The organism is Caballeronia glathei (assembly GCF_000698595.1).
Classification (GTDB): domain Bacteria; phylum Pseudomonadota; class Gammaproteobacteria; order Burkholderiales; family Burkholderiaceae; genus Caballeronia; species Caballeronia glathei.
Genome location: NZ_JFHC01000026.1, coordinates 58,720 through 83,951 on the forward strand (window position 1 = coordinate 58,720; position 25,232 = coordinate 83,951).

Consider the following 25,232-nt stretch of genomic DNA (forward strand, 5'->3'; position numbering starts at 1 on the left):
ATCAGTGCTGCGCCGCGTTCTGTGAAACCGCTACACGCGCGGCCGTTTGGTTCGTGATATTGACGTTGACGGTCTGGCCGCCCTTCGCCATCAAAGTCACGATCTTGTTGATGTAATCCTGTGTTTCCTTTGGCGCAAACTTCTCCCAGTTTGCACCGTGCGCAGCGATGTCCTTATCAAGGTGTCCCATTCCCCAGTTATAGGCAGCAAGAGCCTTGCGGTTATCGCCGTTATAGCGCTTCAGCAGGAACGTGTCGTATCGCCTTGCTGCATCCTGGGCATCATGCAAATTATTGACATCTCCATGACCCCATTCATCCCACGTAGCCTTCATGAACTGCATCGGTCCCATTGCGCCTTTCTTAGAAAGGAGCTTCTTACCGCGGCTTGATTCGACCGTGTATTGGGCGTCGATCATGGACGCTAAACGATTGCCAGCTGCGGCCGGCCCAGCGCCGCCGGCCGCCGCATTAGAATTGCCAATCGTCCCAAGCGGGTGATTTGAGTCCACCGAGAATGCGGGGGAGGAGCCGCCGGACTTGATTGAACCAAGCGTAAAAATGTCGCGTAGTCCGTAACCGAGTCTAGCCAAGCCTCCCGTTAGCGTATTGGATTTTGCAGCATCGGCGCGTGAAACCGGCGGACCTTCAAGGGCCCTCAGCAATTCCTTGCCCTGCGGACCCGCCACCTTCAGCAGCGCGGTCGCAGCGACTGCGGCAGCATCGCCCATGACCTTCAGTTCAGGACTAGCCGCAGCAAGCTGCTCGTTGAAAGTGTTGAGTACCTGCGCCCAATCTGCCTTCAGCGCCGCCTTAACGTCCGACGCCTGATCCGCAGTGCCCTGATTGACTTCCATCGCCTTAGCAGCGGAAATCGTCTTCTGCTGAGCCTTCATCCAGTCCGAGTCGCTATAGCTTGCACCCGTTCTCAACTGCTGCGGCGAGAGGAAATCCGTGAAGCCGTAAGCCTGCGCCATCGAGGCGGCCGGCATACCTGACTTTTGCCACTCGCGATACTTCCCGCTTGCAGCACGGGAGAAGTCGTACGTCAGTTGCTCCGCGTCCTCGTTCTGGATCTGCTGAGGCGTCAGGCCGGCGGAAATAAATGCCCGCCATTTGCTGACGTCGCCTTGCGCGTTCGCAACGTTGCCGAGGTCCGACGCGCCAAGCCCGAACTTTTCGAAGTTCGCCCCGAACGCCTGCGTTTGGCCGATGCGAAGGCCGAGCCCGCGGGCCTGAAGATTCTGTCCGGCCAGTTGATTCGTTGCGCCATAGACCGCGGCGATTGCGGTTCCGATACCGCTCGCGCCTACTGTGCCCAGCTTGAGCAGGATAGAGCTCATGCCGGACATCGATTTGTGCATAGCCGCCGATGCCTTCTGCATCCGCGTCATCTGGATCGCGCCGTCTTTGGCTTTTGTATTGAACTTGTCCTGCACCCCGGTGGCTTTGAGCATGGCCTTCGAGATGGCATCCGCCTGGATGGCGGCAATCATGAGGAAGTCCTTCGACGACTTGGACGACTTCGAAAAATGATCCATGCCGCCGCTGGCATCATCGATTACGTCGACGACCTTTTTCCAGTCCTCCGGCATATCCGAAAGCTGCGACTGATACTTCTGGAAGAGGGCTTGGAACTCGCGGAACTTGGTGTCGTCGACGTCGACGGTGATTATCGATTTTGCCGCCATGGCTTACCTTTTCATACCTTCCAGCAAATATCTTTGCCGGTATTCAAGTGCAGACCGGTATGGGGTTTCGTATCGTTCGAACGTCTCCGTGAATCCCTCGCCCGTGATGTAGCTTAGGATGGAATCGAAGACTGTACCGGCATCGTAGGTGCGGCCGGCGTCCAGCTCGGCAAGGAGGCGATGAATTCCGTAGGTGCCAAGGATGAAATCGACGACCCCAGAAGTGAAGCTGTTCCGTTCGCCGTCGTCTCGCGATCGGCTTTTCTCGCCATCGCATAATGACAAGTAAAAAAAACGAGACTCGAAGCCACCTCCTCCCAATCCTCGGCGTCGATCTTGCCGGCACCGATGGCTGCGTCGATGGGCAGCATGTCCCACCCTTGCTGACCAGGGCAAAGCACCATCGTCAGGCGCTTCAGTTCAGCAAAGAAAGCGGGGGTCTCTTCGTCCACGACGCGCCCTTGCTCATCGAACGAGCCTCGCGCCGCTGCATCCTTCTTTCCTTCATCCCGAAGCGTCAGAGCCGCGATGCGCGGGCCCGACGACATCAGGTAGTGCGAACCCTTGCTCGCCAGCGCCGATTTGGTTGCGGCAAGGATTCGATAATTCGCCTCGAATACCTCGCGCGAGACCGGCGTGTGATGAGCATAGATGCGAACCACTTCCTCGGTCACATCCTTTCCTTCCACCTTCTTCGTGACCAGGTCGGTCACGATCGGCAACACAAGGTGCCGTTTCTCGTTGATCTTCATGTCTGATTCCCTTCAGTCAGCCCTTAGAAGAGGCTGCGGCAACCGGTAAGGGGGCCGGCTTTCGGATCGCGTTCCTAGCCGCAGCGCAAAGCGTTAAGCGAAGTTCCACATGTCGGCGTTGATCGGGAACGTGCCACGCACCGTAACTCTCACGATGGGGTCCGTGCCGTCAAAAGCGCCGGGGTCGAGATGGCGCAAAACCGCCTCGTTGATAGTGATCGGCTGGAAAGCTGCCGTATCGCTATGGATCGTCACGTCGCCCAAGAAGCCATTGGTCTGCGCTTGCATCATCCAATTGCTTGCGAGCGCTTGAGTGCGCAACAGGCCAACCGAAATCGTCGCCATGACGAACGGCTCGGGCGAGCGAACTGCGCCCGTCCCGGTCTCGATCTGCTGAACGAAATCGCCTTCGAACTCGATGCGAGCGAATGAGCGGCCCATGAACGGCGCCGTGATGTTCAGCGCCGGGTTGCTCGGAACGATCACGGAGCATCGAACGCGGTTCAGGACGCCTTGTGCTACCACAGGTACATTAGCCATGAGATGTCCTTACGCCACGAATTCGACCGCGTCGAGTTCGAATGTGATCGTCAAAAATCCGCTTACGCCAACGAGCGTCGCGGAGAAGCCGTTATAGACGCCCGCGTTGTAATCGTTCGGGTTTTGCGTCGTGTACGTCGTGAAGGGCACGGCGTTGACAACGACGCTCAGTGCGCAACCGAATGCAACAGTCGAGTTCCCGACGTTCTGCGCAACCGCGAGCAGCGTGTTGATGCCGTTCTGGTTGTAGAGCAGCGGCGGGTTCTGGTTCGAGCCGTTGATGATCGCTGCGGCGAGGGCTTGCTTGACCTGGATACGGAAGAAGTCGATTCCGTACCAGAACGCCGCCTGCTGGCCGTCCATCGTCGTGCCCTTGAAGATGCACGCCGTCGAAATGCCGCCTTCGGCACCTGTCAGGATGATGTTTCCGAAGTTGGTCAGGACCGTGTTGATGTCCGTCGTGCTCGTGGCTTGATCCCACGGCGTCACGCCGAAGACGAAGCGGTACGCCATCGGCGCCAGCTGGTTCGCCGGGCCCGGCTTGTTCACCAGCCACTGATAGAACATGGCTGCAGCCTGCAACTCGGTCGCCGCTTGCTTCGGGCTGGGCACCATCGCGATGACCGCCTTGTTCGTGGCGTAGGTCGGAAGATTCGCGACCGTCGTCGTGACGAAGAAATACGTCTGCCCGCTCGGGCTTTCGAAATTCGCCGTCATCGTGTTCAGGGCAGCCGCCGACGCTTCGTCCCACGACGGATCCAGCAAATACGCGTAGAAGACTTGCGGGTTGCTGTTGTTCGTGATGAACGTCTGCAGAGCCGTGATTGCGTCGGCAGCGGTCGTTTGCGGGCCGAGCTCGAGCACAAACACGCCGATTGTCTGGCCTTGAGCGAAGAACGTCCTTGCAGCGTCATCGATGAAAGCAGCGTCCGGCGGCAGAAACACACCCGGAGTCGTTTCCGCGCCAGGGTTCGTCGCGAGAGCGAAGGTGAACGCGCTAGCGCCAGTGACCGTTGCGGTGTACGTGCCGTTATAGCCAGCCGGCACCGCGCCAGTGATCGTCGTAGTGAACGTCTGGCCGGTAGCCAATCCGATCGGGGCGGCGGTCGTCGCGGTGACAGTGCCAGTTGCCCAAGCGAGGGTGCTCAGTGCCGCCGGCGCCGAAAGAATATCTTCGACCTGCGAAAGCAGACCGCAAAACTGAAACGTGCCTGGTGCGAGAGTGGTGCCGCCCGTGGATACGATGGCGCCGCTTTGCTGAAGCTGCGAGGGCGTAGGCGCTCGCGTGACGATCGTATTAACCGTTACGATCGTCGGGGTTGTAAATTGCGCCATGTGGGCGGCCTCCGGGGATTAGATGAACGAAACCGAAACCACGCCGGTCGTGCCCGGATCGACCACAAGACCATTCGTGTAGGCCATATCGAGAGGGACAACAGTGCCGATCGTGGTAACCGCAGCGCCGGCCCATAGAGCGGTAGCGGCAACGCCAGCGGCAGTCGTGGCCGCGTCATAGACGCCAGGGGTGCCGGCGGTGGATGCAACGACGAAGACGATCTTTGCGACGCGGCCGGGACCAACGTTAATCACAGTCTTCGCCGTGACATTGAGTTTGGTCTGCGTGTTGCTGATGGGGTTTACAGCGATCGGACCTTGGGGCATACGAGACTCCAGAAATGAAAAACCCCGCCGGAGCGGGGTGAGTTGTTCGAAGCGGGATGCCCCGCTTATGGGGTAATCGAAGAGAATCCGGCGGACAGGATCAGGCGACGCGCAACGGCGTCGGCCGTGCTTTGGAAGTACCACGCAACGATATCGATCGTCTTCTTCATGGCGATCACGTTGAGCTCGGACTGCGTGCGCTTCTGGTCCTTGATCGCCGGGGAGTTGCCAAAACCGAAATCCTCGACATTCAGCGAGTGATCGATCAGCGATGCGAGATACTGAATCGCCATCTGATTCGTGAAGCCATACAGCGTCAGCCTGACGTTGTCCTTCGCCAGCTGCGTGCTCGGCAGATCGTGAAGCGGCGCCGTGCCTGAATTCGGCTCGGTCGTGCCTGGCCATCCATAAATGGGGAACGACGGGACCTCAGTCAGATCCGGCTCGATGTGTGCCGTGATGTACGGCGGCACGACGTTCGACGGCACGAGGAACGATGGATAGACCGGTGCGAAACTGTTCTGGCTCAGCCAAATCGGCAGGCTGTTTGATACGACGGGCTCGGTCGGTAAGTCGGCAGCGCTCTCGACTAGCTGAGACGCCAGGGCAGGGTAGACCGCGTTCCCAAGATAGTGAAACAGGTTCGCCTGTTCGTAGAACGATCCGCGCGCGTTGAACGAGAACCGGATTCCTTCGAACGTGCCGACGAACAAGTCGGTTGGCGCGACTTGATTGAATCGATCAATCTGGCTCAGTGCGGTGAAGATGACGCGGTTGACATCGATCGTTTCGTCTTCGTTCTGCTGCTGGTCCGTCGAATAGTGCAACGAGCCTTGGACGCTTACAACCTCGCCCGTGTTGATGTAGAACACGTATCCGTCCAGCGGTAGGACGGCTTGCGTATAGCGCGTGAATGGGATGGTCTGACTAAGCGACAGCGTATTCACGCCGGCCGCTAAGCCGCTCGCAAGCTGGCTTTGCGAATTTAGGGACTCTGTGATCGACGGCATTTAAGAGAACCACGCCAAGAAATGGGACTGATAGAGCCCCGTATCGATGAACGACTCTCGCCGCGGATTCCCCTTCGCATACGGGTGCTTCAGGCGGTGATTCACGCCGTTCAGCGCCGCTTGCGTCGGAACGCCTTCAATTCCCATATGCTCAATCGCGCCCGTCGCCAAAAATTGCTTGAACATGGCGGTGATTTTGGATTCAGCCGAGGCAAACGGATTCGCGCTAGGCATACCGCCCATCAGCAGGGTTTCGAGCGACCCGGCAATCGATTCCTCCAGCGCCTTCGCGATGTCAGGAAGCTGGACATAAGCGAACGTGTCCATGATCCCGTACTTATCTTCAAGGATCTCGGCAACGTCGCCAGTTGTTTTCGTGCCGCCGGACGATTTAGGCTTGAGCGGCTTGTTCGCCTTGCCCTTCTTCGCCTGCGGCACCTTCTCCGCCGGCGGGGCGTTTGAATACGGAATATCGATCACGCCGAGGTTGAGCGTGATCCTGCTGGGTGCGTTACTCGCGTAGACCTTCGGCGCCGAATAGCTGCCGCCTCCGTCAGCGTGCGGTGTTGCATAGTCGCGGGCGGCTGCCATCGGTCACTCCTAGCTAATGCCCCATATGGGCCCGAGTTCTTGCGACATCGCAAGCCATTGACGCCCGAATGGGTCTTTCAAAGCCTGCAATTGGCCGAGGGTCAGGCCATTCAGGAAGTCCGGCATCGTCATCGATTCCGACGTGCCCTGATCGGCCGTGGACTGCACGATGCCGCCCACGAAGCCCGAAATGTTCCACGTGTTGCGCAGATCAGCGAAGAACGTCTGGCCTAGCTGATCCGGCGCCCAGTTGATCAGGAACGACGTCGCGAGCAGGTAGACCGCGAAGCAGTAATAGTCCTGCCCCACGGCCCGCAACACGAGCAACGTGTTCTCCTCGGAAAAACTCAGTGCCCACGCCAGATACGGACTATTCGACGGCAGCGCTGCCGTGGGAACGCCCGCCACCGTCGTCAGGAACGTGTACAGATCGGCGGTGTTCGGCTGGGTCTGTGTCTGCCACGGGGCAAGACCGCCGGCGCCGGGAGGTGGCGGGAAAAAGAACACATTTAGCTCCTGCGCGGACGGCCGCGGCGGCGTTGCTGCTGCTCGCCGTCGCCCACGGTGATGACTTCGTGAACCTGCGTGTCGACGCCTTTCTGCTCGACTTCCTGAAGCTCGACCTCGAAGTTCTGCAGTTTCGTGTCGGTTTCTTGCGCGGTTCGTTTCATCGTCTCGTCCATAGCCAGCGCGGCTTCCTTGCGACGCTCGAGCGCTTGGTCGTACAGCATGTCGTCGTTGCGCTCCATCGTCGTGAACAGGCGATCAAGCGGGATCGGCGTGTCGAACTGATAGCAATGGCCGACGAATTCTTTGCGGCGGTCGATCTCGGATACCTGAGTCAGACCGTACATCTTGTGCTGACCGACGATGTTTTCGTGATCGAGGTGGGAGCCTTGCGGATAGACGTTCGCTTGGCTGCCGGGCTGGATCTTAACGACGATCGGCTTCTTGGTGTTCTCGACCCAGAAATGAAGTTCGAAAACCTGCTTCGTGAGATTGCCTACATACAACGTCATGGCTTCTTTCCCTGAAAAGAATCCCTGTATTGAATGCCCACACCAACCCGCAGGGAACGGGCTTTCGGCTCCGGCGCCTAGGTGTGGGACAACCGATTAGAAGCCCGCGCTGATCAGCGTGAGAGCTTCCGGACGCGCGGCCCAGCCCGACGTCGAACGCAGTTCCGACACGACGTCCACAGCACCAGCGGGGAGCGGTGCAATGATCTCCGTGGGCGCAGCGCGGTCGACGAGCTGGAGGCTGCATGCCTCGAGGCCCGGCGTGAGCTCGGCGAACACGTTCGTGTTGATCTTGTTCGCCTTCGGCTTCTTCACTTCCGGCATGCTGATGACGATCATGTCCGTGCCGCCGGCGCCCTTGCCGACGAGCGTGTCATCCGCGCCCCACGTGATTTCGTCCTCGTTCCACTCGAGCACGTCATCCACCAGGCCGCGAACCGACTTCGAACCTGCGCCTTCACGCTGGAACTGCGTCAGTTGCACGATGCCCTGATAGCTGATCGATTCGAGGATGCGCTGCGGCATCACGACCGAGAAGCGCGCCGGCATGCCCATCTGCATCGTGCGGACCTTGATCGCGCCGATTTGCTGAAGCATGAAGAACGCGAACGCGCCGTTGTCGTACGTCGAAACGGTGGTGTTGCCGTTCATGTCGGCCGGCAGGTTCAGTGCCGTGGCGCCGTTCGTGTTCAGCAGACCTTCGCCGTTCAGCGGGTTCGCGCCGTACAGCAGCAGGTTCCGCTGTTGCTGGAACGTGCCCTGACGCATCGCCAGGCGGTGCGCTTCGACGGTCGACGCGCCAACGCGGCCCAGAGCGGCCGTGTCGTGGTGATCGTATTCCGCGCGCGAGCGGATCATGTACGTCGGCGTGCTGATCTCGTTGTAGACGATCGTGCAGCTCGGAAGCTGGTTCGCCGCGAACTGGCCGACTTGCACTTCCGTGCGAAGGTCGAGACGCTTGATGTAGACCGCGAGGTCGTCTTCACCGAGGCGAACGAGCGGGTCGCCGGTGGCGATAGTTTCGAATGCGCCCGAAGCCTGCTGGTATTGCAGGAGCAGTTCGGGAACGACGTAGCTCGGGCTGACCCGAATTTGTGCCGGTACGATGTTAGCCATGTTTTAGCCTCAGAGCAGGATGATGGCCGCCGAACCGGTGCGATTCCAGGTTGCTGCGCCAGTGGTGGGGTTGAAGGAAACGGTCATGCTGTTGCCGACGTTGGTCGACAGCACCTTGACGGGAAGAACGCCCGTTCCTTGGTTCAGCACTTGCGTGCCAGCGATCGCGCCGATTGCGCCAGCCGGAGCCACGACTTGATAGCTGAAATGCTGGCTGTCCGTGAACGCCGTCACGACGTGCGTGCCGTTGATCAGACCAGCGCCGCCGGTGCCGGCGTTCGTCGCGCCCGAGATGTTGATCGAGTCGCCAACGCCGCCGACCAGCGAGGCAGCGCCTGCCACGACTACGACCGTCCACGTGCCCGAGGGAGCGTCGAACGTTGCCGTTTGCGAGGTGATCGCGACGGTTGCGGTTGCTGCGTTGAACGGCTGCAGGACGTTGTTGTTGAAGTCCCACGAGACTTGCTGCGTGATCAGGCCGCCGTCGAGCGAGACGAGCGACGGGTCCATCGCAACAGCCAGACGCACGCCCGAACCCATGCGGAAGAACGGAACCGTCATGCCGGCCGAGCCAGCAAGGGGGACTTGGCTTTGCGGCGAGCCAACCCAGCTATATGCCTGGTTGAACACCGTGAAGCCGGTGATGTTTGCGACTGCGGACGCTTGGATGACCGTGCCGCCGGTCGTGGTGTCCGAGGGCGCGCCGGGAATGCTTTCCGAGATCGGAACGCCGCCCCAGATCGGGCCGGTTGCGGTCGGCGACAGAGTGCCGAGGGCGAGCGAGTAGCGCAGGGCCGGCTCGTCGAAGTAGACGCCTTGCACGTAGCCGGCGCTTTGTACCGAGAACGAACCAGCTGCGTTCGTAGTCGCGTACGGAAAGAAGGGCGTATTCAGTGCCATGTTTTCCTATCCAGAAATGAGAAAGGCCGCGCGATGGCGGCCTGTTGGTTTGCGACTACGAGCTCAGTGGCTCTTTTGCACGTTGATCTTGCCTTTCAGACGCGGCGGGCGGAACGAATCCATCCAGTCGCTCGGGCGGCCGTAGAACGTCGTGATCTTGTGGCCGGTGCCGGTGTCCTTCGTCACCGCGCGCAGACCGCCTTCGGGCGATGCGGACGGATGAGCAGCGGCTTCGAACGCGTCGGCGTAGATCTTCGGCTCAGCGATTTCGAACACGGCAGCATCGACCTTGCTGATGTCGATCGACTTCCACTGGTCGCTGTGTGCCTTCACGCCAGCAGCGAGGCGCTTGCGATACGACAGGAGGTCTTCGCCGTTCAGCGCGCGCGGGGCTTGCTTGCCGAATGCCGAATAGACGCTGTCGGCCTTGGCTTGGGCATCAGCCATCGCGGCGTAGTCCGAATCGCTCAGGGGCTTCGGCGTGAGTTGCGCGGTTGCCACGAGCATCTTTTCGAGGTCGGAAACGCGCGCGAGCAGGGCGGACTTTTCGGCGTCGGCCTTGGCTTCTTCTTCCTTCGCTTCTGCCTTCAGCTTGGCGGCCTCGGCTTCCTTCTCCTTGGCGTCCTTCTCGTCGGCATCAGCCTTCTTGTCGCCGACCGGCTCGAGCTCGTCGCCGGGCATGCCGTCAGCCTTCTTCTCTTCGAACGAGTCCATGCGCTTGCAGATCGAATCGACTGCAGACATCAACTTGTCCCACTTTTCGGAATCGGCTTTTGCCTTCTCTTGCTCGGCGTCAGCTTTAGCCTTTTCCTCAGCGTCGGCCTTGGCACGCGCTTCGAGTTCTTGCTTCGCCTCGGCGTCCGCCTTGGCCTTACGCTCTTCTTCAGTCATCTCAGGTTCCTGAACGTGGTTGGTGGATACGCCGGTTGGCGGGCCGCCCTTGTCCCACACGCCCACCTCGCATACAGCGATGTGATCGAGCAGGATCGGTTTTCCCTCAATTAAGAGGGGTTGCCCACCGTCTAAAGTAACGGTGGAATTCTCTAAATCTGGATTTCGAAAGACGACGGAGGGCGATGTCGAGAGCTGTTCCTGCGACATCAATGTCGCGGTCGCTTCATCATAAATCCGCGCTACGGCCCAAACCTCATCGCCCTTGATGTATGGCAACAGAACAGTGCCGACGATCCGGTTGTTAAACTCCTGCGAATCGAGGGTCGCCTTTTCGGGATGGTCAACAATGACCGGCAGGCCATTACAGCGCGCCAGAAACTCATCATTGAGGTAATTCTCAGGCGGCCGATAGACGTACTCGTTATCCTTGGACCGGAACGATGTGCCCGTGCCAGTGATGCGGATATCGAACATCCACATGTTGCGCACGAACTGCGGCGAGGTGAAATCGCCCGCGGCGATCGCCTGCGCAACCTCCGTCTCCGTCATGTGCGCCTTGCGGATGCACTTGAACGCATCCGACTCGAGCACGAACCGGCAGCCAGGGTGGAGCGGTTCGGGCCATGACCCAATCGGCGCCCACGCCCATTCCGTGCTTTCATCGCTCAGCGCGACTTCGAACGGCCGGCACTCGTGATAGAACGTCGTGAACTCGACTCCGCCCTCGTCGGTCTTGGCGATCTCGACCAGCTTGTGCGGCTCGTATCCGGTCTCTTCGGCGGTCTCGCGGCGGGCGGCTTCTTCGGCGGTTTCGCCTTGCTCCTGCTTCCCTCCTGCGAAGGCCCACTCACCGGGGTGATCACCTCCAGCGCCGCGGCGCAGGAACAGGACGGCGCCGTTGGCCACAATCAGCGTGCCGGCGGCTTGCATGGGCTCCGAATCGGCCTTGCTCTTGCCTGCGACGTTATAGGCGATGGCGATGGCTTGCTTTTCTGGCTTGCCCGCCTCGCGCTCGGTCGCGATGTTCTTGCTGATCGCCTCTTGCGACGATCCTTTTCCAAGCGGCATGGTTTATCTCTTCATCGCAGCAATTTTCGCGCGGACTTCTTCAAGGGATTTTTTGCCGGCCACGGTAATCATGTCGTCGGGGAGGTCGCGCAGGTTATAGATCCAAGTCGCGAAGCACGAGCAATAAACTTCCTCGCCGACCTTCGTGATGTCGTCGTAATAGCCCGCGGGTCCTGGCTTGACCAAGCCTTTCTCCTTCGCCCAGCTCGAACGCAGCAGATATATTTTCTGGTCGCGCTCTTTGTGCTCGACGCGGTAGCCGTAACCTCTGCGCTTCCACTGTGAATTCCAGCGCATTGCAATTGCGCCGCCGTCGACAGCGATGATCTCGTTGAGCGACCCGACGAATTTATGACCCTGATCGATGGCAACGCGGCGCTCCTCAAACGGAAGCGACGTCATAGCCTTACGGATGTTTTCCTTGACGTCCTTCGTGTCGATCGCACGACTGCCGCCCGCCGGCACCGAAGACGCCCAGCCAGCAAAGCGCTGCGTCGTCTTCTCGATCATCTGCTGACGGTTCAGCTTGATCAGATTCCGCGACACCATCAGGCGCCGGTCGAGCTCGGTGCGCAGCTTCGGTTTCAGGCGATCGACGGTGAAGCGGCCGACACCTGGATGGGCCTTGAGAATCTGGCCGTCATCGATGAGCCGCTTATACGTGCCCGTCAGAACGCGGGTCAGCTCCTCGTTGAGCACGCTCTCAGGCGTCAGTGTTTCGACCGCGGCTCTGCGGATTTTGTCGACCCAGAACGTCAGGCGCTCGATGCTGTCGAAGCCGTTGGTCTCAAACTCCCGGATCGCCTCGGAGATCACCTGAAAGAATGTTTGCTTGGCCATCAGATGTTGTGCGGACGCGGTTCGCTCGGCTCAGGTTCTGGCGTCGGCGGCTCGTAGTTCGCCAAGTCGTCATAGTCGAGAACGAGCGGATTCGTGAACAGATGTTTCGATTCGTTCAGGTTGTTAGCCGCCCATTCGACCAGACGCGCCTTGTTGGCCGGATCCGCCTGCGGCATCAGCACTTCAAGCGCGCCGACGATCGCCTCAAACTTGACCTTCTCCACGTTCACCAGTTCGCTTTCTGGCTCAACGATGAGAGACGGCCATTCGGCGGAGAATGCATTCTTCCACTGGTAGAACGCCTGTTCGTAGCTGACGTTCTTGTATTCCGGAACCGTCGCTTGAATCGTCCCGAAAAACTCGGGCGTCCATGCCAGGCGCATCACGATCGGGTCAAAGAAGTCGTACAGCGGCTGCACGGACTTGCGCTCGTGCTCGATGTATCGAACCACTTCTTTTGCATCTTCGCTGCCTTCGCCAAATCCCTCGGCATACGATTCCGAGTTGAGCAGCTTGGCCGGCTGCGGCACTGCCGCGGCGATGTTCTCGAGGATGTTCTTTCGCGCCGTCGTGATCGCGCCGTCCGCGTTCAGCAGATTCAGCGTCTCGATCTCCTCTTCCGGCGTGATGTTGATGACGTTGTTGGTCTGCGCTTCCTTGACGACGTTACGCTTGACGCCCTGCAGAACAGCCATCGCACGGTCGGCAATGGAGCCCGCCGGCTTCATCTTGGCGACGATCACGCCGACCTTGCGGGCGATCATGTCGTCGGCCACCATCGTCTGCACGAACGACTTCAAAGGGTAGAGCGCACGCTGATAGACCGATCGGCCCGTGTAGCCAAACGCCGAGCTCGTGAACTCGATGTACAGCGGAGCCTCGTTGAAGAACACGCACGTACGCGACGGGTGATACTTTTGGCCCGATGCCGTCACGAGCACAGGCTTTTGAAAGTCCGGCGCGTTCGGGTCTTGGTTCAATACGAGCGAACCGGCCGTATTCAGCGGATCGAGCGCGTTGAAGTACAGATCAGCCTTCGCCAATTTCTCCGGCGGAATCGGCTTGTCCGTATCGACACCCTCGGCACCGTACACAATCGCCGACGCGCCGTAGATCTTCGCCAGCCTCCACGTGTTCGCAATGTACGTGTCCGCGTTGATCTCTCTCCACTTGCGCTCGAAGGCATCGCGCACGCGCTCCTCGGGGCTGTCTGGAATAGAAATCTTCCGCGCCTGGCTCATCGCGATCTGGATGGGCTGGTCGACGACCTTTCCGCCGAGCGGGTGAAACGCGTAGATCGTCTTACAGAGCGCGTAACTCGGCTCGTGGCCCGGAAAGATGCCATCCGCTACAAGCAGATCCATCAGGCTCGTAGAGAGCGACGAACCGTGGATTAGGATTTCTGCCATGGGGATGATGAGTTAAAAGCCGTCCGGACCGCCCAGACCAATGATGACGCCGTACATGAAACCGTCTGCCAAGTCGTCCGCGCGTTTGTGCGCGTCCTTATCGCCGATCCGGTAGCCAACCACTTGCGAGACAAGATGGTTCTTTGTTTGACCCTTGTATTCCACGACTTTGTCTAATGCATGCGCGGAAAACTTCACTTCGCCGCGGTACACGGAGCCAGAACAAGCTACCGCGCGCCCATCCTTGCCAATCGAAGTGATATCGCCATTGATAGGCTGCGCCGGCCAGCCAACGCGAGAGGAGTGCTGGTTTAGCGTTATCCCGCTGGATTTGTCCTCGATGAACGCGCCAAGCGATCCGGCACGGGCCTTGGTCAGCTTTGCGTAGTGCTCAAGCTGAGTGAAGACGTTCGGCAACCAGGTTACGAGCAGGTCTGAATTTATCTGGACGATGTCCCAATCCAGAATGATGAGCGGATGACCGACGTGCTTCGAAAGCGCGCAATACACGACAGCCGTGCCGTCGTTGCCGCTTCCGTCCTTCATCGCGCTATCGATGATGGCGAATACGCCATCGCAATGCTCAGGGTAGGGAACGCCCTTACCATCGACGGTTAGCTTGTCGTACTCAAAGAAAGCAACGCCAGACCAGTCAACAAACTTGGCCTCGAATTCCTGTTGCCAGACCAGCGGGTGATTATTAAGCCGCTCCTTCTCCAACTCATCAGGCGGGACATACGGATTGCTGCTCGTCGGGGCGTGGAACTGCGCGAAACCTAGCTTCTCGTCGTTACAGACGCGATAGAAGAAGTTTTCAGAGTCCACACCGTTCGGGGTAGAGAACACCCAAACGCTTCCGCGGCGAGTCAGGAGAGTCGGCTTGATCGACTTCTCCCAGATCTTCATCATCTGGCCGTTCTTCGTGAACGCCGCCTCATCGATCATCACCAGGTCGTATTCACGACCGCGGCCAGCCAGCTCGTTATCGTCTAGCTGCCAGAAGTCAACGATTCCGCCCGTCTTAGTGCGTATCGTTCCTTCGTTCTTGCTCGCGCGCCTCTTGATCGGCTGCAGAATGTCAAGCAACTCATCGTATGGCTCAAGAAGCTGCTTATGTTCTGGAGTGAAGAGGCCGACCTTTCGCCCCTTGGCGGCAGCGTCGCCGCCCATCGTGACCATCTGCTTGGTCTTGCCCCAGCGCCGACCACATCGAACAGCGTTAAGGCGCGTGCGATTCTTGTAGATGTCCACCTGACCGGCGTGCAATGTCGGCAGGTAGATATCAGGCATAGAAGAAGATTATTTCTTATAGACCCGCAAGGGGTCGGAGGAATCTGCTCCTACTCGGGCAATCCGCCATGAATTTTTACATCGCCGCTGTCTTCGCCAGAGTCTTTCGTCTCGCCGTACTTCTTTGGAAGCATCTTCGACAGCAACCATTTACGCGAATCAACTCGCAGACGTGATCGTTGAACGGCCTCGCCATTCACACGCCAACCAACCGTGTCGCCTTCCTTGCCAACGATTTCCATCCAGTCATTGCGCCCGTCGTCAGCGATCTCGAGAATCTCATCAGCGATCGCTTCCGCCTGCATCTCGCGTGCGCGTGCGTACTGGTCGCGGAAGACAGCGCGTTTTTCATCCGCGAGCCACCGCAGAACCGTTGCCTTATTAGGCATTCCCGGTTCTTCGCATATCTGGCGGAGCGATTTACCTTCGACCAGCATTTCGCATATCTTGGTCGCGATAGCTGTGGTGTACGTCGATTTAGCCATACCCGCCTAGGGGCACAGGCCCTTACTGATTAGTTGCCGATACACTGAAACGCGATAACGTCCGCGCCCGTGCCGGAGTTAAACGTGACGGACGATGCAGACGCGTTCGTGGCGCGCACGGCACTATTTGTAGATGTATTCGTCGCCGTGCATACGTAAGAAGTCGTGTTACTAAACACGGCGTTGCCGGTGAAGGTGGCCGTTCCAGTTCCTGCGGCGAGCGTCACAGTACCAGTCACCACGTGCGGAGTCGTGACAGCTACGCCAGCGGGCGAGTAGACATTCAGCGTCCCGCTTCCGGCTATCAGCGCACCCGATACGGCCATATTGCCGGTGTGGGTCCAGCTTCCGGCTCCGCTGTTTGACGTGATGCCCGTGATACCAGAGCCCTGGCCGCCAGTCACCGAGAACGGGACGAGCACAGCACTATGCGCGTCATTTGCAAAACGTAACGCTGCGGCGCCATTGAAAAATATCCACTCCGCGGTCCTGTCATTAGCTGCGCGCGTCGAATCGAACATCTGCACATCGGCGATGTTCGGTGTCGCATTTAGCGCAACCCCTGAGTTTGTGGGGCTAGCCGGTTGAGTGTTAGACGTCGAGCTAACGTTGCCCTGGACATTCACGTTACCGGTCGTACTCACGGTTCCTGAGAATGCCGCCGTGCCGCCAGTGATCTTGACGTTGGCTGGGTTGTAGGGCGGCGGCGACAGCTGCGCGAGCGCGAGCGACGGCAGCAGCGCCAGCAGAAGTAGGATCTTGCGCATTCAATACCCCACTGCGGCGAAAGTCGTACCGGCAGCCGAACCGATGCCATTCAGCGCATTGGTCGGCCCGAACGGCAGCGTCAGAGCCGCGCCAGGAAGTATTGCGATATCCGTCGCCGTTGCCGGTGCCGTGAACGACACGAACAGCGTGTTCGCCGGGCTCGTGTTCTGGACCGTAACCCAGCCCGCGAATGCGCCCGCGGCGATGATGGCCGCCGACGTCGTGCCGACAGTACCCTTCGCGCTTACGCCAGCTTTGGCAGGCCCGGCCAAGCCTCCGCCGCCACCAGAACCGGACGTGATGTAAACGGGAATTGCGCCGTTCGGGTTTGACTGCGAGTTCGGGAATGCCATCGCTCAATCTCAGAATTGGTGCCGATCGCTCGGCAGCCAGTCGCGTTGCACGACGGGCGGGGTGACAAGGCCAGATAGGCCTCGGCGGGAAACGGTTAGCAGATGAGCACGCCTTTGGCGTCCGCCTGCGCGAAGCCTGACGTGCACGTCACGGTGTAGGGCGTCTGGGCCCAATCGATCGGCGTTGCCACCCTCCAGTCACGGAAGAGTTTTTCCGCGTCCGTGCCGGCCGGCGCCTTGATTTCCTGCTTTATACCAACTGGCGGCGTCACCTTCTTCAACGTTAGCGCAAGGTGCTCTTGGATTGCCTTCCACTGCGCAGGATTCGGAGTCTGACCTTGCGTCAGCTCGACGAACCCGTTTAACCAGTATGCGAAGTTTTCGGGAGTCATCATGCCGCCATTAATTCGGTTTTCTGTCGCTCGTAGAACCGGCCGCCGATCATCGCGAAGTCGCGGAGCTCGACGTACTCAAATTGCGTGTGTTTCTTCTGCGTGTCGACGTGGCAGAGCATGAAGCCCAGCGCCCACTTCTCGCCGGCACAGTAAGTCGCCGCGCGGGCATGACCGCACCCGAGCTGGTGCCATTCGCTCGACCCGAACTGCGGCGAGTAGAACGGCCACACAATATGCTTGTGATGATGCCCATTGAAACCCGGCACGCCCATATTCCTACCTTCGGGAAAATGGTGCGCCATCAGGCAGTCGTACATCACCAGATAGTTCTTCGCCAACTCCTGCTTCATGTCTCGCTCACTGAACGCGGCAAGATCCATCCGGGCGATATAGTTCACCTGGTAGGCGTCAAGGCCCATCAGCTTCGGCACCGTGAAGCCGTGCAGGTCGGAAAGGACGACTTTAAGCGCGGGCGTCGCTTCGCCGAGGTGGCGGATCAGGCGCGCTTCGTGGTTTCCCTCGACATAGATGATCTCTGTTTCCGGGCACGACACACGGATGTCGTTTAGGAAGGCATGCAGCCACTTGATTCGGCCGATCACATCCCACTCGCGCGGGTCGACGCCGTACTTGCCAAATTCAGGCAGATCCAGTGCGTCGCCGTTAATGACGACCTTTTCCGGCTGTACGCGCTTCGCCGTATCGATGAAACAGCGACGCCAGAACGGATCGCATTCGATGTCGTGAATGTCCGACGCAACCAGGACCGTCTGAAACCGCTTCGAGCTGGGGCGCAGATAAGCGTCTTCCCAGCCCGACTTTTCCACATTCATGCGGCGCTGCACGTCCTTGCTGGCGTGCTTGGCAATCGCGCGCTCGAGACCGTGAGCGTGGCGCGACAGAACGATACCGGCCTGACGCTTGAACTCGTGGAACGTTCCGAAATGCCTATTCCATGTGGACTCGGAGATTTCCGAATGCACGCGGAAGTAGTTCCGGGAGATAACCTTGTCTTCGTCGATCTTAGCGATTCGCTGAAGCTCGGCGATGCAGTCATCAGCGGTCCAGTCATCGCGATACTTGCGCTGATTCTCAGAGAGCGGAACAGCACCGCGGAGACGACCTCGCAGCGTGCTTTCCGGAATCCCGAGTGCTGCGGCGGCGCCGCGAAGGCTTCCGTGGTCCTTCACGGCTTTCAACAAGTCGTTTGTGTCCACAGATTTCCCTCAAGAATTCAATTTCGGCTGAAATTGTGCGCACCAGTGATCGGCGGCCACCTCTGGCAGCCTGCTGACTGGCTTCTGCTCGACAATGTCGTAGATCACGGTTGGCGGCATGAGGCGGCACAACCAAGCCGTGTCGTCTTTGCTTTCAAGGAACCGGCTACACCTACATGACTTACAAGTCTCAGTAGGCTCTTCCACGATGACAACGGTCTTCTTCCTTGCCGTCGTTGCTCCAATAAAAACGCCCGCTCGTGGCGGGCTAAACCTGCAAGGAGGTGATGCAGGTAGGGGATTGGTGAGAGCGGCGGGAATTCGCTCAATGGCAGTCTTACGCCGGGCTGTCGTAGTCCCGGCCGCCCGCTGTCGGCTTTGACATGCCTAGCTCTCAAGGAGGAGCCCCGCGCTTGACGTATGCCCCTCCATAGCTCGTGGCTTAGAGGAACGGTTCTCGCGGGGCGCCTCATTGAGAGGCCTCGTTTTGAGGCGTCTGCATTACTTAATCAGTCGTCGCTCAGGTCGACCAGGAAGTCCGCCCACGCAGTGAGCGCACGGCACATCCCAAGGTGCCACGCCGCGGCGAGCAACGGGCCGGCGGCCAATGCCTCTAGGATCTCGTCCATTACTTCACCAGTTTACGCAGTTCGTCGAGCTTGGCGATTAGCGACGCCTTCAGCGCAGCGTCAAGGTTCCTGACGCGCTGGATGTCTTGCTCGATCGAGTCGATCAGATTTTCGGTTTCAGTGTTCATCAAGCCGCTCGAAAAGTTGCTCCACCGCCTTTCGTGCTTCGCTCCACTCAGGCCGAACGGTTAGCGTACGTCTAGCCTTGCGCTTTTCGTTGGCCTCTTGCGCTTGCTTTTGCTCAAGCACGTGCTCGGGGTTCCCGTACATTCCGGATTCGAGGGGGACAGGGAAGCGCATGGCTTGAACGCAAAAAAGCCACCGGGTTAGGGTGGCTTCGGGAATTTTGGCGCGAGCGAGACCGCTGCGGGAGAAAAATGGGAGCCCTTAGGCTCTACCGCCCCAAACATCCTTAATGCGAGACGGTACGGGCACAGTATATACCACGTGTTGTGGTTTGAAACAAGTTTTTAACTAGATGTTGTTTTATGCCGCCCAATCCAGTTTCCCCGGTATCGGCGGAATCGTCTCCAGCGTCGACAAGTCGATCAACGTGAAATACCCGTCACGGAACCAGCCGCCCGTGTCGATGTAGTGCACGTTGCCCAGAACGGCGGGATTCTTCAACGGCGTATGGCCGACGATCAGCGCCCGAATGCCGGCAACGCCGCTGCGGTCTTCATCCTGAATGCGTTCACGCGACCACAGAGCCGCCTCAAAGATGGCTTTGCGCATCTTATTCGACAGGTTCGAGTCGTCGATAGAAACCGTAAAGTCTCGCCAGGTCGGAAAGGGGCAGTCAGCGTGCACGATGCCAACTAGGCCCGCTTCTGTCTCAACTTCCATTGCGATGGGCAGTGCGTCGAACGCGCCGGAGAACGCAAGTTGCAGATAGCGCGGATTCGAAACGTTCCAGCCGCCGCCATTTGCCGCATAGTGCGCGCTGTCCATGTTGCCGCTAGGCCAGCGAATAGCCATGTCTTCGTGGTTCCCTCTGACGGCGTGAAACCACGGCAGGTCAATCCACTCTAGCGCGTTATCGGATTCCGGGCCACGGTCAACCAGATCACCCACGCTGAACAGTCGATCGACGTCGCGATTAAAGCCGATCTGTGCCAGTCGATTCTGAAGCGCGGTGAAATGTCCGTGGATGTCGCCAACAGCGAAGTCTCGGCCTACGGTGTTGCGTTCGAAGCGTTTAACGAAGCTCACGCCGCCTCCCTAAGCAAGTGGCGCACCTTCCCGCCCGTCGCCGCGACAGATCCCATCAGGCAAGTCATGACCTGATCGAACTTTTTTAGATGCTTAGCCTTGAAGCTATCTATCGGGAGGCCGGCGGCAAGCGCGCGCTCGGTATCCGAGTAGCGCTTTAGCCCCGATCCCTCACACTTCTTGCAGCCGTCCGAATGCCCAGACTTCATGACGATCCCCGTACCGTTGCATTTCTCGCACGTGTCGGCCACGAATTCAAGAAGACATGCCGTCGCGAGTTTCCGCGCGTAGGTCATTTCTATGCCGAGGCTACGCGTCGCTTTGTGCGTCAACAGGTGCAATGCACGCTTGCCAGCCGCGCCGTCTGAGCCGTACTTGAATCGGAAGAGTGCGGCGCCCAACTGATCCGACATGCCGAGCGCGGTGATGCGGTCGATGGATTTAACCTCGCGCTCGTTCCACGCGAGATTCGAGCTGCGAACGTCACTTGCGATCTGGTCTTTGAACATCACGAACCCCGCGACACAAAATGTAGTTGGTTACTGCCTTTGGAATCAACCTATTGTACAACGAATTAAGTTGTACTACGGATGCTGTTGTGCTATTTGTGCGACTGACATTTCAACTAGGGCGCGCAGCCTCCGAAGCTCTGCGCAGAGTTCGAGGATTGTGGCGGGATTGGCTGCACGAAAATAAGCTTCGGCGGCTCCATGTGCATTACCGATACCGTAGAACTGCAGACCGATCGCTTCGCCATCGTAGTTGCAGAAATCGGCCTCTATTTCCACGCTCCCCTCGCCGCCGCACGCTGGGCATTCGATACACCTTCCATCTTCGTGACGCTCGATGATTTCGGCGCCGTCGATGTTCTGCGGCGTGGCCGCCTTTGCAAATTCTTCCAACTTGTCGATGTCAATCATGCAACCTCCAATTCTTGTTGTTCGATCAATCCCATCTTTCTCGCACGCCTCGGCTTCCAGCGCTCCAGTGCGTCGTCAAACACGGCGCATTTCTCTTCCCACGGTGCAGGCCCGAAGTCGAGCCAGTAATGACACTTGGCGCAGCCGGGAACGGTGAATTCGTGATCCGCCTTGCGGGCGCCTGCTTTGCCATGCTTGGCCTGGTTCGAATGGCAATCGACGACAGTCGGGTCAGCCCAATCCGTCCACGGGCACATGACGTTGAGGTAGCAGGGCTCTTCGCGGCAAGCCGCCAGGTATTTCGATCCTTCCGCGACCGTGGGCTTCTTGATGCGCCGCTTTATCCCGCCGCTGCGCAGATCCTCGCGCCAGTCCGTTGATTTGACCGGTGAGCTTTTCCAGGAGCCGCGCGTCATCGGCGTCTTACGTTGGAGTGGGGATCGCTTCATGCAACGCTCCGCGCGCATGTTCGGGGCCTCTCGAATATTCGGTCTATGGGCCAACCGCGTCTAAGCCGTTGCAGAACCGTTCCATTCCGGAGACCAAATAGTCTTTCCCATTGCGTCGCTGTCAGCGTCTTACCTTGATACTCGATGAATCTGTTGTTGCGCTTGTTGTTTTGTTGAACCTCCATCGACGCCCATGCGCAATTTCCTTTCTCGTAATCTCCATTCACCTCCTTTCGCTCAATAGAGAACCCGTCCGGGCATTCACCCATGTCTTCTAGGAAATTTTCGAAGGAATACCATCTTTCGCAAACCTTGATTCCCCTTCCGCCATAGGCTGGGTAGGAGTCCGCCCCCGGATTCAGGCAACGCATTTTCATGTTGTTCCAAGAATGGTAAGTCCGCGTCCGGTGCATGCCATGTTTTGTGGAAGCCTTGGATCCGGCCGCTTGGATTAGCGAATTACCAATCTGTCCCCGCGCCTTAAGGCCCTCGATCGACGTCTCCTTGCGAAGACACCCGCAACTACGCGTGTTGCCACTTTTGATATTCCGGCCCGTGGTAGAGAATCGAGTCCCGCAATCACAGATGCATATCCATTTGATGCGCCCCTCCTTGTTCCTTGTAGGGTCGATAGATTCAACTGTGAAGCGGCCATATTTCTGCCCGGAAAGGTCATTCAGTTTCACAACGCCTCCCGAATCTTTGCGCCCTGCGAGATTCCCTGCGGTGCACGCTCTGTCGTAGTCGATTTCCCTTCGATCGCATGGCTTTTCATGCAGCACCTCGACGCTGACAATACTTCTGCCAAGGCCCGCGCACCACGCGATGAAACGTGGCGGCGGCTTCTTCGTTATGGTCGAGCTCGGCGCGGCTCGCTACACCGCATTGCTCGCGAATCCATTGAGCGGCTTCGTTCGCTGCCTGGCAAGCATGAAAGGAAACGCCGTATTCGTTCTCAAGGAAGCGCCAAAACTCGGGATCCATACAGAGGCGGCCGGCGAGAACGGCTAGGGCGCCGCCCTTTGGCTTCTCCGGCTCCGGCTCGCGTTGGACTGGTGTTTCATCGTCACCAATTTCGACGAGCGCCGCCATGAAGCGGTGGCCGGCGGTGTTGCCTTTGCGAACCGTCAGGGAGCGAAACGCGTCGAGCTCGGTCGCATCCGGCAGCCAGAACGTGACTTTGCAGCCGCCGTTATGCGTCTCGGACCATCCTGCGAGCTGCAGCTCGCCTTGGAATGCAGTCTGGATGTCGCTCACATGTCCTCCCACACCAAAGCCTTGCGTTGATGCCCTGTGCCGCGGCCGTCCAAGATGTCACGCAGCGCACAGAAATCGCGATAGCTGAGGCCTTCTAGCCCGTCCGTCTGCACGAAGTTGCTGCGCTGAGATTCCAGCATGTCGCTGTTGTCATCGACGATCGCGTAATGCTCGACTTCCGGATGCTGGTCGAGCCACGCCTTGATTTCGGCTCCGCGCACGTCGGCGAGGTTGGGCGTCTTATCGATAATCGGCAGATCAAGACTGTTTGCGCATTCGTGAGCGCTGAACAAAACTCGCCATGCCGAAGAGAGGACGATTGAACAATCTGTTTCGATACAGACTTGGCGGATCAGAGCGACCGCAACCGGGTCGAACTTCTTCATGCCGGACTCGCTAAAGTCGTGCGGGAATCCGCCGCCGCGAGGCTTGCCGCCAAACTCAGTCGGGCCACCGTGAATAGTCACGGTTCGATGGCTGTTCAGCACGCCGTCGATGTCGAGGAATAGGATCTTGGTCGGCGCAGTCACGAGACCCTCCCGACCACCGCAGCGGCGCCGACCAGCGCCATAATCGACCAGTAGCGCCAGTCGCCGAGGCCGATCCGGCGCGTTGAGAGAATGCCGCCGATGGCGAATCCGATGGCGAATAGATACGGTGCGATGGTCATTGCGTCACCTCGCGCGCCACAAACTCAGCCGTACCGACAGCGAGCAGGGAATCGACGACGCTTTCGAGCTCATAGAGCAGCTTCATTGCCGCGTCCGTCTTAAACCCCTTGGCCGATGCTTCCTCGATCTTCGTGTGCAACTGACCCAGCTTGACTACCAATTCAGCGCTGCTCTTCATTTTTCGCCTCGATTCCACGCCAAGTGATGTTTTGATTTTCCAGCGTCCATCCGCTCTCTTTGTCGCGCCACATCCGCCCATCCCACCAGACAAACCAGTCGTACATCCAACCGGCGTCGAAAATCTGACTTTCATAGATGCCGACGCGAACGGGCTTACTCTCTGGCGGGAACCAATCAGTCTTTTTCACTTTCCGGCTCCACGTCATCCAACCTAAGCTCCTCCGCGTTCTCCGCCATGCGTTCGAGTGCTCGTTCAGCAAGGGCGCGGCGTTGCGCTTCCTGCAGGATTCGGCAGAAGCGATCTGGCGAGCAAAAGATCCCCGCCGATTGCATGATGTCCACCATCTCGCGGTGGCTCATACCGATGACAAGCTGAGTCGTTTCGGTTTGCGATTTCATGCCGCGAGTTCCTTGTCAGTGATGCTCATCGACTGTTGATAGATGCGACCGCGCCGGCCCTCGGGAATCGCCACGAGGCCGGCGGCAACGGCGAAGGGGTTCTGTTTCCCTCGTAGCGGATGATGGGCGTCCGGTTTGCAACCAAGCATCCACAGGGCAGCCGGCTTTCGCGTAGTGATGAGCCAGTCGGCCACGTAGACGAGCCTTCCTCGTCGATCATTGAGGACTTTGTAAACGACCGAGCCATGCAGGCCGGATAGTTCGGCTATCCGATCAGCTTTCAGTGGGCAGCCGGCATCGGTCATGATTTGTTCGACTTGATCCCAGTTGGTGTGGGGCCTAGGCGGCTTGTACCAGTGGGGGCGATTGAGTTCCAAGTGGAGCGCATGCCTGCTAATTGCGTCCCTTGACCTTCCGGGAATGTAGGACGCGATCAATTTCGGATCGACTCCGGCGGCCCACATTGTTCGAAGCGTCGCTTCTTCGGAAACTAGCCATGGTTTTGTGTACATCAAGCGGCCTCCTGATAGACATCACCGTTGTCAATGCGACGCTCGACTTCGCGAATCGCTCGACGAACAGCCGACCGCTCCGCTACTCGCATCTGCTCTTCGTGCAGTTCCAGACCGAAGCGAATCGTCTGGATGGCGCCGCCGTCGAATCCCCATTTGCCGGTTCGGTTAAATCGCTCCTTCGCGCGGACCAGGCCCTCAAGCGCCGCCTTCAGGTCGGGCTCGTATGCCTTCCCGAAGTCGTCTTCGCAAAGGACGAGGGCGATATTCAGCGCTTGAGCCAACGTGTGCCATGCGCTTTCGTCACCCCCGTGGATCATCAGGTCGAACGCGACGCGAAAGGCGATGCCTAGGTCGCGCTGCTTGTCGTCATCCAACGGCCGGACATCCATGCGAGTCTCTTGAGCCTTGACCATGCGCTCGAGCCAGCGAGCCGGCTGGTACTTCTTGCGGGGCTTTTGGGAGCGGGCCATCAGGCGGCCTCCAGTTCACGTTGATGCGTCGCATAGACGGCAACCGCAAGCGCGGACCAAGCGTGCGACGACACGCCGAAAAGCGGACCGGGTTGCTTCTTGGTACCAACCTGCGGCGTCTTCCCTCCGCCAGTGCGCGGAAACATGTCGATCAGGGCTTGACGAATATTTCCGTCCTTTGCCTTCGGCGATCCGCACAGATGCAACTTCACGTCCTTGCGGTACACGAGGCGGACAGATTCCGGCGATTGATGTGCCTCGACAAATCGCCCGATCCAAAGCACAGTCTCGAAGACTTCCCGACCGACAGGCATTCCGTAGCTGGAAACCATTTCGATCGCCATTGGGCCGCCAAGCCATCCATAAACGAGGCTCAAGATGACGTCGTTCTCGTCAATGCCGGAGTCGGACACCTTTCCATCCTGAAAAATGCACCAGCCGGATTTCTCTGTTCCCGGATCGATCGCGAGAATCGTCTTGTTTTGAGGAGTACTATCCGCCACGCCCGTACCTCGTTCCATTTCCATCGCT

34 protein-coding genes are annotated in these 25,232 nt (G+C 58.9%); all 34 read right to left on the reverse strand.

Translation table 11 applies throughout. The features are described 5' to 3' along the window. Position 1: 1 nt before the first annotated feature. On the reverse strand, positions 2-1,690 hold the full coding sequence (locus BG61_RS17565) for a lytic transglycosylase domain-containing protein (RefSeq protein WP_035939457.1): 1,689 nt from the start codon (positions 1,688-1,690) through the stop codon (positions 2-4). 113 nt (positions 1,691-1,803) lie between these two features. Continuing rightward, a complete protein-coding gene (locus BG61_RS17570) occupies positions 1,804-2,442 on the reverse strand; it encodes a hypothetical protein (protein ID WP_035939455.1) in 639 nt (212 codons plus the stop codon). Between the two features lie 93 nt (positions 2,443-2,535). Then, a complete protein-coding gene (locus BG61_RS42835) occupies positions 2,536-2,928 on the reverse strand; it encodes a hypothetical protein (protein ID WP_035939452.1) in 393 nt (130 codons plus the stop codon). Between the two features lie 63 nt (positions 2,929-2,991). Beyond that, complete coding sequence (locus tag BG61_RS17580) at positions 2,992-4,317, reverse strand: hypothetical protein (protein WP_035939450.1); 1,326 nt, start codon at positions 4,315-4,317, stop codon at positions 2,992-2,994. An 18-nt stretch (positions 4,318-4,335) separates the two neighbouring features. Then, positions 4,336-4,644 (reverse strand): hypothetical protein, encoded by a 309-nt coding sequence (locus BG61_RS17585; RefSeq protein ID WP_035939448.1) that lies wholly within the window; start codon positions 4,642-4,644, stop codon positions 4,336-4,338. Between the two features lie 65 nt (positions 4,645-4,709). After that, complete coding sequence (locus tag BG61_RS17590; protein ID WP_241486491.1) at positions 4,710-5,516, reverse strand: hypothetical protein; 807 nt, start codon at positions 5,514-5,516, stop codon at positions 4,710-4,712. Positions 5,517-5,654: 138 nt separating this feature from the next. Continuing rightward, the gene (locus tag BG61_RS41310; protein WP_035939445.1) at positions 5,655-6,245 is read right to left on the reverse strand and encodes a hypothetical protein; all 591 of its coding nucleotides are present in this window, start codon (positions 6,243-6,245) and stop codon (positions 5,655-5,657) included. Positions 6,246-6,254: 9 nt separating this feature from the next. Further along, on the reverse strand, positions 6,255-6,752 hold the full coding sequence (locus BG61_RS44010) for a hypothetical protein (protein ID WP_051672601.1): 498 nt from the start codon (positions 6,750-6,752) through the stop codon (positions 6,255-6,257). 2 nt (positions 6,753-6,754) lie between these two features. After that, positions 6,755-7,264 carry a hypothetical protein gene (locus tag BG61_RS17605; protein WP_035939443.1) on the reverse strand — a complete coding sequence of 170 codons (510 nt, stop codon included), beginning with the start codon at positions 7,262-7,264 and terminating at the stop codon, positions 6,755-6,757. A 96-nt stretch (positions 7,265-7,360) separates the two neighbouring features. Then, complete coding sequence (locus BG61_RS17610; protein ID WP_035939441.1) at positions 7,361-8,380, reverse strand: hypothetical protein; 1,020 nt, start codon at positions 8,378-8,380, stop codon at positions 7,361-7,363. 9 nt (positions 8,381-8,389) lie between these two features. After that, entirely contained in the window at positions 8,390-9,202 is an 813-nt protein-coding gene (locus BG61_RS17615; RefSeq protein WP_152565225.1) for a hypothetical protein, read from the reverse strand. Between the two features lie 141 nt (positions 9,203-9,343). Beyond that, on the reverse strand, positions 9,344-11,242 hold the full coding sequence (locus BG61_RS17620) for an NUDIX domain-containing protein (RefSeq protein ID WP_051672602.1): 1,899 nt from the start codon (positions 11,240-11,242) through the stop codon (positions 9,344-9,346). A gap of 3 nt (positions 11,243-11,245) precedes the next feature. Further along, positions 11,246-12,082 carry a hypothetical protein gene (locus BG61_RS17625; RefSeq protein ID WP_035939437.1) on the reverse strand — a complete coding sequence of 279 codons (837 nt, stop codon included), beginning with the start codon at positions 12,080-12,082 and terminating at the stop codon, positions 11,246-11,248. Further along, positions 12,082-13,446: an anti-CBASS protein Acb1 family protein gene (locus tag BG61_RS17630; protein WP_051672603.1), complete on the reverse strand. Its 1,365-nt coding sequence runs from the start codon at positions 13,444-13,446 to the stop codon at positions 12,082-12,084. Before BG61_RS17630 ends, BG61_RS17625 begins: the two co-directional genes overlap by 1 nt. A 57-nt stretch (positions 13,447-13,503) precedes the next feature. Further along, positions 13,504-14,781, reverse strand: coding sequence for a hypothetical protein (locus BG61_RS44015; protein ID WP_035939433.1), 1,278 nt, complete (start codon positions 14,779-14,781; stop codon positions 13,504-13,506). 50 nt (positions 14,782-14,831) lie between these two features. After that, positions 14,832-15,218: a terminase small subunit-like protein gene (locus BG61_RS17640; RefSeq protein WP_206540597.1), complete on the reverse strand. Its 387-nt coding sequence runs from the start codon at positions 15,216-15,218 to the stop codon at positions 14,832-14,834. A 77-nt stretch (positions 15,219-15,295) separates the two neighbouring features. Then, positions 15,296-16,033 (reverse strand): hypothetical protein, encoded by a 738-nt coding sequence (locus BG61_RS39290; protein ID WP_051672604.1) that lies wholly within the window; start codon positions 16,031-16,033, stop codon positions 15,296-15,298. After that, entirely contained in the window at positions 16,034-16,387 is a 354-nt protein-coding gene (locus BG61_RS17650; RefSeq protein WP_035941766.1) for a hypothetical protein, read from the reverse strand. 95 nt (positions 16,388-16,482) lie between these two features. After that, on the reverse strand, positions 16,483-16,782 hold the full coding sequence (locus tag BG61_RS17655) for a hypothetical protein (protein WP_035939429.1): 300 nt from the start codon (positions 16,780-16,782) through the stop codon (positions 16,483-16,485). Beyond that, the gene (locus tag BG61_RS17660) at positions 16,779-17,999 is read right to left on the reverse strand and encodes a hypothetical protein (RefSeq protein WP_035939428.1); all 1,221 of its coding nucleotides are present in this window, start codon (positions 17,997-17,999) and stop codon (positions 16,779-16,781) included. Before BG61_RS17660 ends, BG61_RS17655 begins: the two co-directional genes overlap by 4 nt. 628 nt (positions 18,000-18,627) lie before the next feature. Beyond that, positions 18,628-18,756: a hypothetical protein gene (locus BG61_RS44640; RefSeq protein WP_267908537.1), complete on the reverse strand. Its 129-nt coding sequence runs from the start codon at positions 18,754-18,756 to the stop codon at positions 18,628-18,630. Between the two features lie 358 nt (positions 18,757-19,114). Further along, a complete protein-coding gene (locus BG61_RS17665) occupies positions 19,115-19,840 on the reverse strand; it encodes a metallophosphoesterase (protein WP_035939426.1) in 726 nt (241 codons plus the stop codon). Continuing rightward, the gene (locus tag BG61_RS17670) at positions 19,837-20,349 is read right to left on the reverse strand and encodes a DnaJ-like cysteine-rich domain-containing protein (RefSeq protein ID WP_035939424.1); all 513 of its coding nucleotides are present in this window, start codon (positions 20,347-20,349) and stop codon (positions 19,837-19,839) included. The genes BG61_RS17665 and BG61_RS17670 overlap by 4 nt, the downstream gene beginning before the upstream one ends. 75 nt (positions 20,350-20,424) lie before the next feature. Beyond that, positions 20,425-20,760 (reverse strand): hypothetical protein, encoded by a 336-nt coding sequence (locus BG61_RS17675; protein ID WP_035939421.1) that lies wholly within the window; start codon positions 20,758-20,760, stop codon positions 20,425-20,427. After that, a complete protein-coding gene (locus BG61_RS17680; RefSeq protein WP_035939587.1) occupies positions 20,757-21,209 on the reverse strand; it encodes a hypothetical protein in 453 nt (150 codons plus the stop codon). The genes BG61_RS17675 and BG61_RS17680 overlap by 4 nt, the downstream gene beginning before the upstream one ends. Before the next feature lie 771 nt (positions 21,210-21,980). Then, the gene (locus BG61_RS17690) at positions 21,981-22,466 is read right to left on the reverse strand and encodes a hypothetical protein (RefSeq protein ID WP_035939419.1); all 486 of its coding nucleotides are present in this window, start codon (positions 22,464-22,466) and stop codon (positions 21,981-21,983) included. Then, on the reverse strand, positions 22,463-22,996 hold the full coding sequence (locus BG61_RS39295; protein WP_051672605.1) for an HAD domain-containing protein: 534 nt from the start codon (positions 22,994-22,996) through the stop codon (positions 22,463-22,465). The genes BG61_RS17690 and BG61_RS39295 overlap by 4 nt, the downstream gene beginning before the upstream one ends. After that, positions 22,993-23,136, reverse strand: coding sequence for a hypothetical protein (locus BG61_RS42840; protein ID WP_161783682.1), 144 nt, complete (start codon positions 23,134-23,136; stop codon positions 22,993-22,995). Before BG61_RS42840 ends, BG61_RS39295 begins: the two co-directional genes overlap by 4 nt. Beyond that, complete coding sequence (locus BG61_RS17700) at positions 23,133-23,315, reverse strand: hypothetical protein (protein ID WP_035939417.1); 183 nt, start codon at positions 23,313-23,315, stop codon at positions 23,133-23,135. Before BG61_RS17700 ends, BG61_RS42840 begins: the two co-directional genes overlap by 4 nt. Continuing rightward, complete coding sequence (locus BG61_RS41975; protein WP_129572325.1) at positions 23,299-23,505, reverse strand: hypothetical protein; 207 nt, start codon at positions 23,503-23,505, stop codon at positions 23,299-23,301. The genes BG61_RS17700 and BG61_RS41975 overlap by 17 nt, the downstream gene beginning before the upstream one ends. Further along, the gene (locus BG61_RS17705) at positions 23,492-23,716 is read right to left on the reverse strand and encodes a hypothetical protein (protein WP_035939415.1); all 225 of its coding nucleotides are present in this window, start codon (positions 23,714-23,716) and stop codon (positions 23,492-23,494) included. Before BG61_RS17705 ends, BG61_RS41975 begins: the two co-directional genes overlap by 14 nt. Beyond that, complete coding sequence (locus tag BG61_RS42845) at positions 23,713-24,228, reverse strand: hypothetical protein (RefSeq protein ID WP_035941768.1); 516 nt, start codon at positions 24,226-24,228, stop codon at positions 23,713-23,715. Before BG61_RS42845 ends, BG61_RS17705 begins: the two co-directional genes overlap by 4 nt. Then, complete coding sequence (locus BG61_RS17715; RefSeq protein WP_035939410.1) at positions 24,228-24,701, reverse strand: hypothetical protein; 474 nt, start codon at positions 24,699-24,701, stop codon at positions 24,228-24,230. Before BG61_RS17715 ends, BG61_RS42845 begins: the two co-directional genes overlap by 1 nt. After that, a complete protein-coding gene (locus BG61_RS17720) occupies positions 24,701-25,222 on the reverse strand; it encodes a hypothetical protein (RefSeq protein WP_063741053.1) in 522 nt (173 codons plus the stop codon). The genes BG61_RS17715 and BG61_RS17720 overlap by 1 nt, the downstream gene beginning before the upstream one ends. Positions 25,223-25,232: the final 10 nt, after the last annotated feature.